General features: G+C 60.3%; 11 protein-coding genes. 2 read left to right on the forward strand and 9 right to left on the reverse strand.

Annotation, left to right across the window (positions count from 1 at the left end; all coding sequences use genetic code 11):
• The 6 genes from glgX to glgA form a co-directional block, all read right to left on the reverse strand.
• On the reverse strand, nucleotides 1-2,160 hold the full coding sequence (gene glgX / locus QK293_RS15230) for a glycogen debranching protein GlgX (RefSeq protein ID WP_282378289.1): 2,160 nt from the start codon (nucleotides 2,158-2,160) through the stop codon (nucleotides 1-3).
• 114 nt (nucleotides 2,161-2,274) lie between these two features.
• The gene (locus QK293_RS15235) at nucleotides 2,275-2,595 is read right to left on the reverse strand and encodes a DUF2934 domain-containing protein (RefSeq protein ID WP_282378291.1); all 321 of its coding nucleotides are present in this window, start codon (nucleotides 2,593-2,595) and stop codon (nucleotides 2,275-2,277) included.
• A gap of 21 nt (nucleotides 2,596-2,616) precedes the next feature.
• Entirely contained in the window at nucleotides 2,617-5,403 is a 2,787-nt protein-coding gene (locus QK293_RS15240; RefSeq protein WP_282378293.1) for a malto-oligosyltrehalose synthase, read from the reverse strand.
• The gene (gene malQ / locus QK293_RS15245; protein ID WP_282378295.1) at nucleotides 5,400-7,478 is read right to left on the reverse strand and encodes a 4-alpha-glucanotransferase; all 2,079 of its coding nucleotides are present in this window, start codon (nucleotides 7,476-7,478) and stop codon (nucleotides 5,400-5,402) included. Before malQ ends, QK293_RS15240 begins: the two co-directional genes overlap by 4 nt.
• Entirely contained in the window at nucleotides 7,471-9,270 is a 1,800-nt protein-coding gene (treZ, locus tag QK293_RS15250) for a malto-oligosyltrehalose trehalohydrolase (RefSeq protein WP_282378297.1), read from the reverse strand. Before treZ ends, malQ begins: the two co-directional genes overlap by 8 nt.
• 13 nt (nucleotides 9,271-9,283) lie before the next feature.
• Entirely contained in the window at nucleotides 9,284-10,870 is a 1,587-nt protein-coding gene (gene glgA, locus QK293_RS15255) for a glycogen synthase GlgA (RefSeq protein WP_282378300.1), read from the reverse strand.
• 562 nt (nucleotides 10,871-11,432) lie between these two features.
• On the opposite strand from glgA, the gene QK293_RS15260 reads away from it, so the two are divergent.
• Both QK293_RS15260 and nudC read left to right on the forward strand, forming a co-directional pair.
• Entirely contained in the window at nucleotides 11,433-12,245 is an 813-nt protein-coding gene (locus QK293_RS15260; protein WP_282378302.1) for a crotonase/enoyl-CoA hydratase family protein, read from the forward strand.
• Nucleotides 12,246-12,251: 6 nt separating this feature from the next.
• A complete protein-coding gene (gene nudC, locus QK293_RS15265; RefSeq protein WP_282378303.1) occupies nucleotides 12,252-13,082 on the forward strand; it encodes an NAD(+) diphosphatase in 831 nt (276 codons plus the stop codon).
• Here the strand turns inward: nudC and QK293_RS15270 are convergent.
• From QK293_RS15270 to QK293_RS15280, 3 genes are all read right to left on the reverse strand, one after another.
• Entirely contained in the window at nucleotides 13,050-13,820 is a 771-nt protein-coding gene (locus QK293_RS15270; protein ID WP_282378307.1) for a TSUP family transporter, read from the reverse strand. The genes nudC and QK293_RS15270 overlap by 33 nt on opposite strands.
• A gap of 122 nt (nucleotides 13,821-13,942) precedes the next feature.
• Nucleotides 13,943-14,419 carry a nuclear transport factor 2 family protein gene (locus QK293_RS15275; RefSeq protein ID WP_282378309.1) on the reverse strand — a complete coding sequence of 159 codons (477 nt, stop codon included), beginning with the start codon at nucleotides 14,417-14,419 and terminating at the stop codon, nucleotides 13,943-13,945.
• Nucleotides 14,420-14,475: 56 nt separating this feature from the next.
• Nucleotides 14,476-15,039 carry a TetR family transcriptional regulator gene (locus QK293_RS15280; protein ID WP_282378311.1) on the reverse strand — a complete coding sequence of 188 codons (564 nt, stop codon included), beginning with the start codon at nucleotides 15,037-15,039 and terminating at the stop codon, nucleotides 14,476-14,478.
• Nucleotides 15,040-15,209 lie beyond the last annotated feature (170 nt).

The raw sequence follows: 15,209 nt of genomic DNA on the forward strand, positions 1-15,209 counted from the left end.
TCACTCTTCTTCCTCACGCTGCAATTCGAACAGCAGCAGCGAACGGCCGGTGACCGAATACTCGTGACCGAACTCGAAGCGTTCCTGGCCCCGAATCGACGGTTGATTGGTGTCGATCATGCAGGTCCAGAAACCGCCGTCGGGTACTTCTGGCAGAAGGAAATTGACGATGTCGTGATGCGCGTTTACCACCAGCAGCAGGGTGGCGTCGGCGCCCTTGCGGCGGATACCGGTTTCCTGGGCGCGGCCATCGAGCAGCATGCCGAGGCAGCGGCCATGGCCTTCCTCCCATTGCTCTATGGACATTTCGCTGCCATCCGGCGCGAGCCAGGTGACGTCCTTGACGCCGATGTCCTCGTTGTAATTGCCCACCAGGAACCGCCCGCGACGCAGGATCGGGTAAGCCAGGCGTAACTTGATCAGGCGCTTAACGAACTTGAGCAGGGACTTGCCGTCTTCGCTCAGGTCCCAGTTGACCCAACCGATTTCGCTGTCCTGGCAATAGGCGTTGTTGTTGCCCTCCTGGGTACGGGCGAATTCGTCGCCGGCCACCAGCATCGGCGTGCCCTGGGACAGCAGCAGCGTGGCGAAGAAGTTGCGCATCTGCCGCTGACGCAGCTCATTGATCTCGGGATCGTCGGTCGGGCCTTCGACGCCGTGGTTCCAGGACAGGTTGTTGTTGCTGCCGTCCTGATTGTCCTCGTCGTTCGCTTCGTTGTGTTTGTCGTTGTACGACACCAGGTCGTTAAGGGTGAAACCGTCGTGGGCGGTGATGAAGTTGACCGAGGCATACGGCCGCCGACCCCGCTGATTGAACATCTCGCCGGAAGCGGTCATGCGACTGGCGAAGTCCGCCAGTTGGCCGTCGTCGCCTTTCCAGAACGCACGCACGGTGTCACGGAATTTGTCATTCCACTCAACCCAGCCCGGCGGAAAGTTACCGACCTGATAACCACCAGGGCCGCAATCCCAGGCTTCTGCAATCATCTTCACCTGGCGCAGCACCGGGTCCTGGCGGCAGGCGACGAGGAAGCTGTGACGTTCGTCAAAGCCATCGTGGTAGCGCCCGAGAATGGTCGCCAGGTCGAAGCGGAAACCGTCCACGTGCATTTCCGAAGCCCAGTAGCGCAGGGAATCGGTGACCATTTGCAGTACGCACGGGTGACTCAGGTCCAGGGTGTTGCCGGTGCCGGAATCGTTGATGTAGAAGCGCTTGTCGTCGGGCATCAAGCGGTAATAGGAGGCGTTGTCGATGCCGCGCATGGACAGGGTCGGGCCTTGCTCATTGCCCTCGGCGGTGTGGTTGTAGACCACGTCGAGGATCACTTCAAGATTGGCTTCGTGCAGGTGCGCGACCATCTCCTTGAACTCGGCGATCTTGCCGCTGGCCAGGTAGCGCGGGTCGGGGGCGAAGAACGCGATGCTGTTGTAGCCCCAGTAATTGGTCATGCCTTTGTGCAACAGATGCTGGTCGTTGACGAAGGCATGAATCGGCAGCAGTTCCACCGTCGACACGCCGAGCTTGCGGATGTGTTCCAGCACGTCATCGACCATCAACCCGGCGAAGGTGCCACGCACATTCTCGGGGACGGAAGGGTGACGCATGCTGATGCCGCGTACGTGAGTTTCATAAATGATCGTCTTGTCCCACGGCACGCTGACCCGATGGTCGTGGCCCCAGGTGTGGGCCGGGTCGATCACCTTGCACTTGGGTACAAACGGGGCGCTGTCGCGTTCATCGAAACTGAGGTCGGCGTCGGGGTGGCCGATGGTGTAGCCGAACAACGCTTCGGACCATTTCAACTGGCCAACCAATTGTTTGGCGTAGGGGTCAATCAGCAGTTTGTTGTGGTTGAAGCGATGACCGTTGACCGGGTCGTACGCGCCGTAGACACGGTAGCCGTAGATCATCCCGGGATGGGCGTCGGGCAGGTAGCCGTGGTAGATCTCGTCGGTGTATTCCGGCAGTTCGATACGTTCCAGTTCGACCTCGCCGGCATCATCGAAGATGCACAGCTCGACCTTGGTGGCGTTGGCGGAAAACAAGGCAAAGTTGACCCCTAGGCCATCCCAGTTCGCGCCCAGCGGGAAGGGCAAGCCTTCACGGATTCGCGAGGCCTCGACGTGAGGTTCTGGCGCGGCTATTTTTGGACTGGTCATAGGTGCTCCTGCAAAGGGGGGACAGTTCTTGGCTCTGGTTTTTTTTGAGGGCGAGCGAGCCCTCGGTGGCGAGCGGGCTCACCACGAATTCAATCGGGTCAACGGTGAAAGGCGTCAGACAGCGGGCGGTTTACGCGCTGCTCGAGGCTTTTTTTCGGTGGCTTTTCCGCCCGGCGGGATCACCTTCGATGCCGCGGCGGCTTTGGTTTTGGCTTTTGGCTCGGCAGCCTTGCCATTGCTGGATTTGTTGGCTGGGGCCTTGGCGCCGGCGGTTTTGCTGCCAGCGGCTTTTGGCGCCTTGCTCGGTGCCAGGGCTTCGGCTTCAGCCAGTTTGCGGGCCATCTCCCAGTGGCGGGCTTCGTGACCCTCGGGTTTTCCTTCCGATTCCCAGATCTGATAGGCAAATTCGCGGATGCGTTTATCGTCGGTACTCATCGCAATGCTCCTGAACTGAACTCAAGTTGGGGTGGTTTGGATAAAAAGATTGATCGGGAAATCCCCCAGCGCGGCGCTGATGTCCAGCTCCCTGTGGGGTGTGACTGCCACGCTGGAAAAAAGTCCCTTCAAACTTTCATTAGGGGTGGTGAATGGTAATTTGACCCGTGTATCGCCCCACAGCGGCGCGTCAATCCGTGGTTTGGCACTGTTTTTCAGCCATTCGGCGCAGCGTATCGGTACGATCACGATGGCTCGTTTTCCTTGCAGCGAGCGAGCAAATGCCAGCACCCGATGAGCCTGGCTGCCGACGACTTCAAGGGCTTGATACGTCCCTCGCCGAAACAGCTCGGTGTGCTCGAGCCGCAGGTTTAACGTACGAGCGATCAGGGTTTGCTTGATGCGCCCGTCCCGCCAGTCAGTCAGCAGCTCAGACAATTCCCACGGCGCCCGCATGGACTGCTGACGGCTGGCGTAATCCACCGGCCGGCGGTTGTCCGGATCGACCAGCGAAAAGTCCCAGTACTCGGCCCCCTGATAAAGGTCCGGCACCCCCGGCACGGTCATGCGCAGCAAGGTTTGCGCCAATCCATTGAGTGCGCCGGGGACGGCGATGCTTTTGGCCGCTTTGCATAGGGCCGCGCGCAACAGTTCGCCTTCAGGGCTCAGCAATAGTCGCTGCAAGAATTGCTGAACCGCTTGTTCGTAAGCCTCGTTCGGCGCGCTCCAGCTGCTTTGCAACTTGGCTTCGCGCAAGGCTTTCTGTTGCCACTGCCACACACGTTGAGTGTAGTGCTCAAGCGCTGCTTGATCGTCACTGCGCAAATCGAGCGGCCAACTGCCGAGGATCGCTTGATAGAGGATCAACTCATCACCCGTCGTCGGCATTTGGTCGTCGTCGCGCAGAGGCCGGGCGAGGGCCTGCCAGAGCGGTACTTGCTCGGCGTACCAGGCACTGCGCTCGCTCAATACCGCCAGGCGCGCACGGGTGTCTTCACCGCGTTTGTGGTCGTGGGTCGCAGTGGTCAGCAAATTATCGGGAAATGCTTCGAGGCGATTGGCGCAAGCCGCATGGAAATCGGCCACCGGCGCGCTGAACTGCTCGGTGCTGAACCCCACGTCATTGCGCGACAGCAACGTCGCTGAGCGATAGAACGCGGTGTCTTCCACGGCCTTCGCCGCCGCCGGCGACGTCAGTTGCTGAAAACGTACACAGGCATGCTTGAGCATCTTGCGCGGCCCGCCCAACGGACGTTTGCGCCATGATTCGCCACCCAGCCAGGTGGCCAGGCAATCGAGCACCGGCCAATCGGCCTCGCTGAGGGTAAGCCTGGCACCGTCCATGGCCTGCTGGAAAAACACATCGTCTTCAGGCGAGCGGCCACGGGGGCTGATATAGGTGCGGTACACCGGGAAATGCACGATCAGTTCCTGCAACGCCCGACGAATCGCACCGAGGGTCAGGTCGCGCGTCATCAGGTCATCACGGGCCACTTGCAACAGGGCCTGGGCGACGCTTTCGAAATCTCCGGCAAGGGAGCCGTTGAGGATCTGCTGGCGGGCCAGTTGCGCTTCCTGACGGAAATCGGCGGGCCGTTCGCTGTATCGATTCCACAGTTCGCCCAAGGTGTGGGCACCTTCGGGAGCATGTTGCAGCAGCGACAACTGATTCATGAACTCGTAACCCGTGGTGCCATCCACCGACCAGTCACGGTGCAGGGTTTCGCCTTCGCCGAGGATCTTCTCGACGTAGATCGGCAGGTGCCGATCCGGCGACAGGCTGTCGACCCGCCGCCGCAGTTTGCGGCAGTAACCCCGAGGGTCAGCGAGGCCGTCGATGTGGTCGATGCGCAGACCGTCGACCAAACCATCGGCCACCAGTTCGAAGATTTTCGCGTGAGTGGCTTCGAACACGGCGGGGCGTTCGACGCGCAGGCCGCCCAGTTCGTTGATATCGAAGAAACGCCGCCAGTTGATGTCATCAGCCGCTGTGCGCCAACTGGCCAGGCGATAGCTTTGGTGTTCAAGCAACACGTGCAGACGGTGGAAACCGTCGGCGGTGAGCGAGTCGTAAGCGCTGAGGTTTTGCTGGATGGCTTGCAGCATCGCCGGATCACTGGCCAGTTCACGCAGCTCTGCTTTCAGCGGTATCGCCAGACTATGGGCGTCGGTCTGGTAGCTCAGGGTGCTGAAACGGTCTGCCAACGATTTGAGCGCTTCGGCGGTCAGTGGGTCATCGGTCCTGAGCAATTCACCGTAATGGGTCGGGCAGATCGGGAAGTGATGCTCATAGTGCTCGACATAAAACGCGCCCTTCTGCGCATCGAAGCGCAAGGGCAGGGTGCCGTCTTGCAAGGCGATGCCGTAGTCGCTGCCGAGGAAGGGCAAGAGCAACTGGCCTGTCATCAACGGATCGGGCGAATGCCACTGGATATCGAAGAACTCGCCGTAGGGGCTCAGACGTCCCCATTCCAGCAAATCCTGCCACCAGGGATTGTCGCCACCGCCGACGGCCATGTGGTTGGAGACGATGTCGAGGATCAGCCCCATGTTCTGTTCGCGCAATGCACTGACCAAACGCCGCAACGCCGCTTCGCCGCCCAGCTCCGGGTTGACGGTGGTCGGGTCGACGACGTCGTAGCCGTGCATGGAACCGGCGCGGGCGCTCAGCAGTGGCGACGCGTAGACATGGCTGATGCCGAGGCTGGCGAAATACGGCACCAGCGGCACCGCATCGTCCAGCGTGAAGCCTTTATGAAATTGCAGCCGCTGCGTCGCCCGCAGCGGTTGGATAACCGTTTGATTCATTGGTCACGCTCGGCCGCCTGAAGTCGCGCACAGGCGAGCAGTTCCAGGCGTCGGGCGGCGTCCGGGTCGTCGAGCAAGGCTTCGCTGTTGCCGGGCAAACGTCGGGACCAGTTGGGGTGCGTGTCGGTGGTGCCGGGCAAATTGGCCTGCTGTTCGATGCCCAAGGCATCTTCCAGCGGCAGCAACACCAGCGGCGCTCGGGTATGACCGAGGAAACGTATCGCGGCGTCGAGCACCTGATCGGTTTCATGGGACTCTTCGCGAAAATTTTGCGGATCCTCGCTCAACACCCGACGCAGGCCTTCGCGCTCACGTTCGCGGTGGTGGCGCCATTCGATTTCAGCCGGGGCGTCGACCAGACCCAGTCGGGCGGTCCAGTCGATATCGCGGCCATGCCACCAGCCATTGAGCGTCGGCAGGTCATGGGTGCTGGTGGTCGCGAGGGCGTTGTCCGGCCAGTCGAGAATCGTTTTGAAGTGCGCGTTGTTCTGTTCGAACAGCAGCACGCGCATGCCAAGGATCGAACGCGCGACAAGCTTTTCTCGCAGACCATCCGCCACGGTGCCGAGGTCTTCACCGAGGACGATGGCCTGATGACGATGGGACTCGAGGGTCAGCAAACGCAGCAGGTCGTCCACCGGGTAATAGAGGTAGGCGCCGTCGGCGGGTGACGCGCCATTGGGAATCACCCACAGCCGTTGCAGGCCCATGACGTGATCAATGCGCAGGCCACCGGCGTGGGCGAAGTTGGCCCGGAGCATTTCAATGAATGCGCGAAAGCCGTTGCGTACCAGGCCTTCGGGCGAGAACGCGGAAATCCCCCAGCCCTGACCCGTGCGGTTGAGGATGTCCGGGGGTGCCCCCACGGTCAGCGAGACGAGCAATTCGTCCTGGCGACTCCAGGCCTGGCTGCCACCGCCATCGGCACCGACGGCCAGATCGGCAATCAGACCAATGCTCATGCCGCTGCTGCGAGCGGCGGTTTGTGCGCGCTCCAGGCAGCGCGTGATCAACCATTGGCAGAAGGCAAAGAAGCCGATGCGTGCGGCGTACTCTTCGGCGAATTCGGCCAGGGCAGCGCTGCGCGGGTCTTGCCATTGCTCGGGCCACTGCCGCCAGTCGAGGTTTTCGCCCTTGGCGGCGCGGGTCTCCTGAACGGCTTCGAAGCGACAGTGGTTTTCCAGGGCTTCGCCAGCAGCATGGCGGAAGCTGCTGAAGTCCTCATGCAACGGGTGTTCGCCCTGGACAAACCCTTCGTACAACGCCTGTAACAGTCGATGTTTGGCTTCGGCCGCCACCGGCCAATCAATCAACGGCGATGCTTCGAGGTGCTGGAGTTCTGCCGCCAGGCCAGTTGCATCAATCGCGGTCCGCAACGCTCGTTCGCCCAGGATGGCGCCCGGTGCGGCGTAAAGGCTGTTGAGAAACAAACGGCTGGACGGCGAATAAGGGCTGTAACGCTGGGTGTCATTGCTGAACATCGCATGCAACGGACTGATCGCCAACGCTTCGGCACCGCGTTCGCCGGCCACACGGGCCAGGTCTTCCAGCGCCTGGGTATCGCCGAACCCACCATCGCCGGTGCGACGCAGTGAGTACAGCTGCACGCTCAGGCCCCAGGCACGCGGGATCGGACTGTCGACGGCATCGCCGACGCTGTAGCAGCGCGTCGGCGCGACGGCCAAGGTAAATGATTGTCCATCAATGTTGACGTGCTGATAACCGACCGGGACCAGGCCGGGCAGAATCGCCTCGGCATCCAGTTTCAGGTTGAGCCGCGAGCCATCTTCAAGGTGGATCTCGCACGGTGTTTCAGGCTCAAAGTAATGCGCCAGGCTGAGGCCGACGCCGAAATCTGCGGTGAGTAGCGGCGGTAGATGCCGGGTCTGTTGCACCTGTTGCAGTTCCAGCAGGCTGACGTCGATTTCCTGGGCGGTGCCGGCCGGGTGGCCGAGTCCGGTAAGAACGTTGCGTAACACTGATGGAGCGACTTTCTGTGGGCGGCCATTGGCGTCGATCCAGTCGACAGCCAGGCCAGCTCGGCTGGCCAGTATTTCCAGTTGCGCATCACTCATTGGCGCTCTCCATCCGGGGTAGCATAGGGGCCGCGGCCGTGAGGCTGACTAGCGCGCAATACGGAGCAAGGGTGCCCTGATCCAGCAGGTCGGCGGACTTCGAGGGATGTTCATACAACAACGAAGCACCGGCCTGTGGGGAATGGACCACAGGCTTGTCGCTGAGGTTCAGGTCAATGCGCAGCTCACTGCCGTTGCCCAGTCGCCACCGTGCAGTCACAGCACCCTCGGCCAGTACCTCGGCACCCAAGGCCTGAGCACCGGGCAGATAGGGGACGATTTGCTCATGGCGAATCCGCAGCAGGTGGTGATACAGGTCTTGCATGGGCGATTGTCGAGTGGCTGTCAGTTTGGGCCGGGACGCTTCAAAGGTCTGTTGCGCGTTCGGATCGGGGATCTGTTCGCGTTTATGAGGGTCGGTAAAGGCGCTGAACGCGGCAAACTCGTTACGTCGCCCCTCGCGCACCAACTCCGCCAGTTCACCGTGATGGCTGGTGAAGAACAGGAACGGTTGCTCGGCGGCGAACTCGTCGCCCATGAACATGAGCGGGATCATCGGTGACAACAGCAGCAATGCCGTGGCTGCCTTTAGCGCGTCGGGGTTGGCCAGTTGGTGCAGTCGTTCGCCAAATGCGCGATTGCCGATCTGGTCGTGATTTTGCAGAAACAACACGAAAGCACTGGGCGGCAAATGACCGCTGGGCTCGCCACGGGTTGTACCGTGACGGGTCACGTGGCCCTGAAACACAAAGCCCTGGCTCAGGCATCGCGCCAGTTGCTCAGTGGGGTTTTGCGCATAGTCGGCGTAATAGGCGTCGGTTTCGCCGGTCAGCAGCACGTGCAAGGCATTGTGGCCGTCATCGTTCCACTGCGCGTCGAACCCTTCTTGCAGCAAGCTGGCCTGGTTGTGTTCGTTCTCGACCGTCAGCCACACATGCCGCGCCGGATCGGTCTGCTGCCGGATCCGCTGCGCCAGTTCCTGAAGAAAGTCCGGGTCTTCGATGGCGTGCACCGCATCCAGGCGCAAACCGTCGAAGCGGTACTCCAGCAACCACATCAACGCATTGTCGATGAAGAAGTCCCGCACCTCGCGCCGCCGGAAGTCGATCGCCGCACCCCAAGGCGTGTGCTTGTCTTCGCGGAAGAAGCCCTTGGCGTAGCGATGCAGGTAGTTGCCGTCCGGGCCGAAGTGGTTGTAGACCACGTCGAGAATCACCGCCAGGCCATGGCCGTGGGCGGTGTCGATCAGGTGTTTGAGTTGTTCGGGAGTGCCGTATGAGGCTTGGGGGGCGTAGGGCAGAACCCCGTCGTAACCCCAATTGCGATCACCGGGGAACTGCGCCAGCGGCATCAATTCGATTGCGCTGATGCCCAGCTCCGCGAGGCGCGCCAGGTGCTGCTCGACGTCACTGAAGCCGCCGAGCGCACCGACGTGTAATTCGTAGATCACCGCCTCATTCCACGGCCGACCGAGCCAGTCGCTGTGTTGCCATTGATAAGCAAGTGGATCGACCACCACGCTGTGGCGATCGATATCGCCGGCCTGCGCGCGTGAGGCCGGGTCGGGCACCGCAAGCTCCCCATCGATGTTGTAGCGGTAACGCGTGCCGGCGGGGCAGCGGGTCTTGATCACGAACCAGCCATCGGCCTGAGGCACTAGCGGCAAGGATGGTCCATCTTCCAGTTCGACACTGACGTAAAACGCATCTGGCGCCCACAAGGCAAAACGCGTGTGTTCTGCGTCCAGCATGATTGCGCCGTGGGGCCAGGTCTCAAGGGTCCGTAACGGCATCTATGAAAACCTCTTAATGTTTGCTCGATTTACCCAATGCCTTAGTGACTAGCTTTTCATAGAGTTCGGCGTACGGTTCGACTGCTTTGCACCAGTTGAAAGGCGCCGCCATGGCGCGGCAACGCATGGCGTTGAGCAGGTCGGGGAAGGCAAACACCTTGAAGGCCCGGCTCAGGGCTTCCTGATAGCTCTCGGCCGTCGATTCGTCGAACAGGAAACCGGTCACGCCGTTTTCAATGGTGTCGGCCAAACCGCCGGTGTTGCGTGCTACCGGCAACGAACCGAAACGCTGGGCGTACATTTGGCTCAAGCCGCAAGGCTCGTAACGCGAAGGCATCAGCAGGAAGTCACTGCCGGCGAACATGCGACGGGCGTCGGTTTCGTTGAAACCGATGCGCACGCTGATCTGGCCTGGAAAGCGCAGGGCCAGTTCACGCATGGCTTGTTCTTCTTCCGGCTCGCCACGACCGATGATTGCGATCTGCCCGCCAGATTTGACGATGTAGTCGGAGACAGCTTCGGTCAGGTCCAGGCCCTTCTGATACACCAGTCGCGACACCACGGCGAACAACGGACCTTCGCTATCGTCCAGACCAAACAGCTCACGAACGTGGGCAGCGTTGACCGCTTTGCCATCCCAGTCGCCGATGCTGAACGGGCGAAACAGGTGCGTGTCGGTGGCCGCGTCCCAACTCTCATCGATGCCATTGGGAATACCACTGAGCAGACCTTGCTGGGTCTTGGCGGCGAGAAAACCGTCGAGACCGCAGCCGAAGGCCGGGGTGGTGATTTCCTGGGCATAGGTGGCGCTGACGGTGGTGATGTGGCTCGAATAGGCCATGCCGGCCTTGAGAAATGACATCTTGCCGTAGAACTCCATGCCTTCCTGTTGCAAGGCATGCATGGGAATACCCAGTTCCGGGCAGGACCCAAGACTGGTCACGCCCTGATAGGCGAGGTTATGAATCGTGAACAGCGTCGGCGTGCGTTGTCCACGCCAGTGCATGTAAGCGGGCGCCAGACCGGCAGGCCAGTCATGGGCGTGTACCAGGTCCGGGCACCAGTGAATTTGTGCAAGATTGGCGGCAATGTCGGCGGCCGCCAGACCCAGGCGGGCGAAACGAATGTGGTTGTCCGGCCAGTCGCGGCCGTTGTTGGCACCGTAAGGCGAACCTTCGCGCTCGTAAAGTTCGGGGCAGATCAACACGTAAATCACCAGACCGTCGGGCATGTCCATGCGCCCGATCTTGCAGGGGGGCAACGCGGCGTGACCACCGAGCTCACCAATGATATGAATCGGGTTTTCGCTGTTCAGCACTTCCGGGTAACCGGGAATCAGCACACGCACATCATGCAGATGCGCCATGGCTCGCGGTAGCGCGGCGGAAACGTCGCCCAGACCACCGGTTTTCACCAGGTCGGCGATCTCCGAGGTGACGAACAGCACTTTCTTCTTGTTGGGGTTCTGACTGGCCACTGGTGACAGCGTCCTGGTGCCTGGGACGCTGACCGATTGGTGACTTGGCGCGCTCACAGTGCTCGTTTCGCCGACCTGCTGATGAGCACATTCTCCCTGAATATCTAAAGCCGCACTGATCATATGAATCTCCCGTGTTGTTGATCTAATTCTTAGGTCTGGCACAAACGGTATTTCGTGGCCAATTCCTGTGGCCGGGCGCAAACGCGCTACGCATCGGAGAGCAAGCGCTGCCAATGCGTTGAAGCAGAATGGCTGGAGTAGACGCTGCAAGGATTGCACCAGTCGCAACGCACCTACCTTTAACCTGACTCGTCACGAGCGGCAAAAGTTTCGACTTTTTTCCGCTTTGTGACCCGCCGGTTTCGCCCCGCGGAAGTGAGTCTAGGCCAGAACTTAGAGCGGGGGAGGCCGGATGGCAAAATTGTTCGACAATCGGTTTAAAGAGGTACGGACGTACCGTTTGGAGGGTGAAACGCACCGACGAAGGGCCTGTTTTTTTTCGATTCAGCCTCAAGAAATATCCAGAACGTCACATAAATGTGCGAAACGCGGCGATGCTTGCGCACTGGTATGGTGCGCAACTGGCAAGTCCCGTTTTTGGCCGAACCGCTACCTTACGGCCGGCCTGGATGCCTTGTTATAGTTCGGGCCTCATTTTCTGCCCGGTAAAAGGATCACTGCCATGTCTCAGTACACCGCGTTCACCGTCGAACTGGCCGATAAAGTCGCCCATGTGCAGATCAACCGGCCGGAAAAAATCAATTCGATGAATGCCGCGTTCTGGAGCGAGATCATCGAGATTTTCCAGTGGGTCGACGACACTGACGAAGTTCGGGTGGTGGTCCTCAGTGGTGCGGGCAAGCATTTTTCTTCCGGCATCGACCTGATGATGCTGGCCGGCGTGGCCAATGAACTGGGCAAAGACGTGGGTCGCAACGCGCGCCTGCTGCGCCGGAAGATCCTCGCCCTTCAAGCGTCTTTCAATGCGGTCGACCATTGCCGCAAACCTGTTCTGGCGGCGATTCAGGGTTATTGCCTGGGCGGCGCCATCGACCTTGTTGCTGCTTGCGACATGCGTTACGCCGCCGAAGACGCGCAGTTTTCGATCAAGGAAATAGACATCGGCATGGCGGCCGACGTTGGCACTCTGCAACGCTTGCCGCGGATCATCGGTGACGGCATGCTGCGTGAGCTGGCTTACACTGGTCGCACTTTCGGAGCCGAAGAAGCGCGTGGTATGGGCTTGGTCAATCGCGTTTACAGCGACACGGCCAGCCTGCTAGAAGGTGTCATGGGCATTGCCCGCGAGATCGCTAGCAAGTCACCGATTGCGATCGCCGGCACCAAAGAGATGATCAGCTACATGCGCGACCATCGCATCGACGACGGCCTCGAATACGTCGCCACCTGGAACGCCGCCATGCTGCAATCCACTGATCTGCGCGTGGCCATGGCCGCCCATATGAGCAAACAGAAACCCGAATTTCTGGATTGATTAAAAATGATTTCACGCTGGACCACCGCAGTACTGGACACCAACCAACCCGGCGGCTGGGCCGTGGCCCGCAGCCCCGAAGGTTTTCTGTTCGATGACAATGGCGCGCTGTTCTCTCGCGAATGGCTCAAGCGCCAGGATTTGTCGATTCTCGCTGAACATGGCATCGGCCATCTGGATGGCGAACCGGTCTACCTGCTGGAACTGCTCAGTCACAGCGATGTGCCGGGCTGCAACTGGAAAGGCCTGCGGGCGTTCATGCTTGAAGGCGATCATACGGTGTTCAAGGTGCTCGGTTATGCCGCGCAAATCGGCACCTGGGCCCGCGAACACCGCTTCTGCGGTAACTGCGGGCAGGCGATGACCCAAGTGACCCGGGAACGGGCGATGTATTGCGAACCGTGTGATTTACGCAGCTACCCGCGCATATCGCCGAGCATGATTGTGCTGGTGACCCGTGGCGATGAAGTCCTGCTGGCCCGTTCGCCGCGCTTTGTCACCGGGATCTACAGCACGTTGGCGGGGTTTGCCGAACCGGGCGAGTCGGCCGAAGACTGCCTGATTCGTGAGGTTCGCGAAGAAGTGCAGATCGAGGTCAAGAACATCCAATACATGGGCAGCCAGTGCTGGCCGTTCCCGCATTCGATGATGCTGGGGTTTCACGCCGAATACGCCGGTGGCGAGATCGTGTGTCAGGAAGACGAGATCGAAGATGCCCAGTGGTTCAACGTGCGCGACTTGCCGCCGTTGCCGGCGGCACGCTCGATTGCCCGGTACCTGATCGACGTCTATGTGGCGCGGCGCTCAGGCCACGCTGAACCAGTGTTGCCAGGCTAACCGCACGGTCAAGCCCAGCACCACGGCGATGAACACCGGACGAATGAACTTCGCACCGCCGCTGATGGCGGTGCGGGCCCCGAAGAACGCCCCGACCATCACCGACAGGCCCATGCTCAGGCCGATGATCCAGTCCACTTGCCCGGAAAACACGAACACCGACAGTGCCGCAATGTTGCTGACGAAGTTCATGCTGCGCGCCACGCCACTGGCCTTCACCAGGTCGATGGGGTACATCAGCATCGTGCTGACGGTCCAGAACGCACCCGTGCCGGGGCCGGCCACGCCGTCGTAAAACCCGAGGCCGAAGCCTTGCGTCGATTGCCACTTTTTCTTGATCGGTGCGTCGCTGTCCAGCGGCGCTTTCGGCGTGCCGCCAAACAACAGGTAGAGGCCACAGGCGAAAATGATCACCGGGAGCATCTTGTTCAGCCACTCTGCTGGCAGGTAGTGAGCGACCACGGCGCCGGTCAGCGCGCCCACCAGAGTGCCGACAATGGCGTGCATCCACTGCCTGGGATGGAACAGCTTGCGTCGGTAGAAGGTGAAACTGGCGGTGGCCGAGCCGAATGTCGAACTGAGTTTGTTGGTGCCGAGCACCAGGTGCGGCGGCAGGCCTGCGGTCAGCAGCGCCGGGGTGGTCAACAGACCACCGCCGCCGGCAATGGCGTCGATGAAACCGGCAATGAAAGCGACAAGGGCCAGGGTGGTGAGGTCAACACTGAGTTCGAAAGGCATGGAGTCGGCTTATTCGGCGGGGTGCAGAACAGGGCTGCGGGGAAGGGCCGATATCTTACCTATAAAGTTATTCTCTTACAGCTGCTCGTTCCCACGCTCGCGTGGGAACGAGCAGTGTTGGTTTACAGACCCAGGTCGGACAGGCTTGGGTGATCGTCAGGCCGGCGACCCAGCGGCCAGTGGAACTTGCGGTCGCTTTCCTTGATCGGCATGTCGTTGATGCAGGCAAACCGATGGGCCATCAAACCGTTCTCGTCGAACTCCCAGTTTTCGTTGCCGTAGGAACGGAACCAGTTGCCCGAGTCGTCGTGCCATTCATAGGCATAACGCACGGCGATGCGATTGCCGGTAAAGGCCCAGAGTTCTTTGATCAGGCGGTAATCCAGCTCTTTTGCCCATTTGCGCGTCAGGAAACCTTTGGCTTCTTCACGGTTATAGACGAACTCGGCGCGGTTCCGCCATTTCGTGTCCAGGGTGTAGGCCAGCGACACGCGTTCCGGGTCGCGAGAGTTCCAGCCGTCTTCGGCCAGGCGTACTTTTTCGATGGCCGACTCACGAGTGAATGGTGGTAATGGCGGACGAACTTCGGCGTTAGACATTGATAGTCTCCCTATAAAATTAAAGTTCAAACACGGTGTCGGGCTTGATTGAAGTGTTACAGGTCCAATAACTTTCGCGCCATGCATTGCGCATTATCGGCGGCACTGTGATCACCCATGACAAGCGCCACGGTAATGGCGCCGTCGATCAGGATCAGCAGCTGTTTGGCCAGCGTCTCCGGGGCAGTTGCGCCATATTCGGTACAGAGCTCGCGTACGTAGTCGAGCAGCTTCTGTTTGTGGTCTTTGGCGACCAGGCGAACCGGGTCTTGCGGATCGCCGGTTTCGCCGCTGGTGTTAATGAATGCACAGCCACGGAAGCCTTCGGAAGCGAACCAGGCCTTGAGCACGGTAAACAGGTTGAGCAGCCGGTCGGCCGGGGTTTCAGCCTGGTCGACTGCGCTTGTGTACCAGTGCATCCAGCGCAAGTCTCGCCGTTGCAGGGCCGCGACGGTGAGCGCCTCCTTGTTGGCGAAGTAGCGGTAAATACTCTTTCTGGAGACGCCGGCGGTTTTCACCAGAAGGTCCATTCCGGTGGCCGCGATGCCACTTTTGTAGATCAACTTTTCGGCGACATCAAGAATGATGTCGCGTGTGTCGTTGCTGGTTATTTCGTTCATGCGGCGAACAGTAGAACGATCATTCTTCATGGTCAACAGGATATTTCCGCTGCCTACAAAATCGCCTTCGCGAGCAAGCCCGCTCCCACAGGGGAATGCATTTCAATGTGGGAGCGAGCCTGCTCGCGAAGGGGCCTTTACAGACGCTAACAAGACCCAAGCGGATCCAT

It is taken from the genome of Pseudomonas sp. AL03 (assembly GCF_029960815.1).
Lineage (GTDB): Bacteria > Pseudomonadota > Gammaproteobacteria > Pseudomonadales > Pseudomonadaceae > Aquipseudomonas.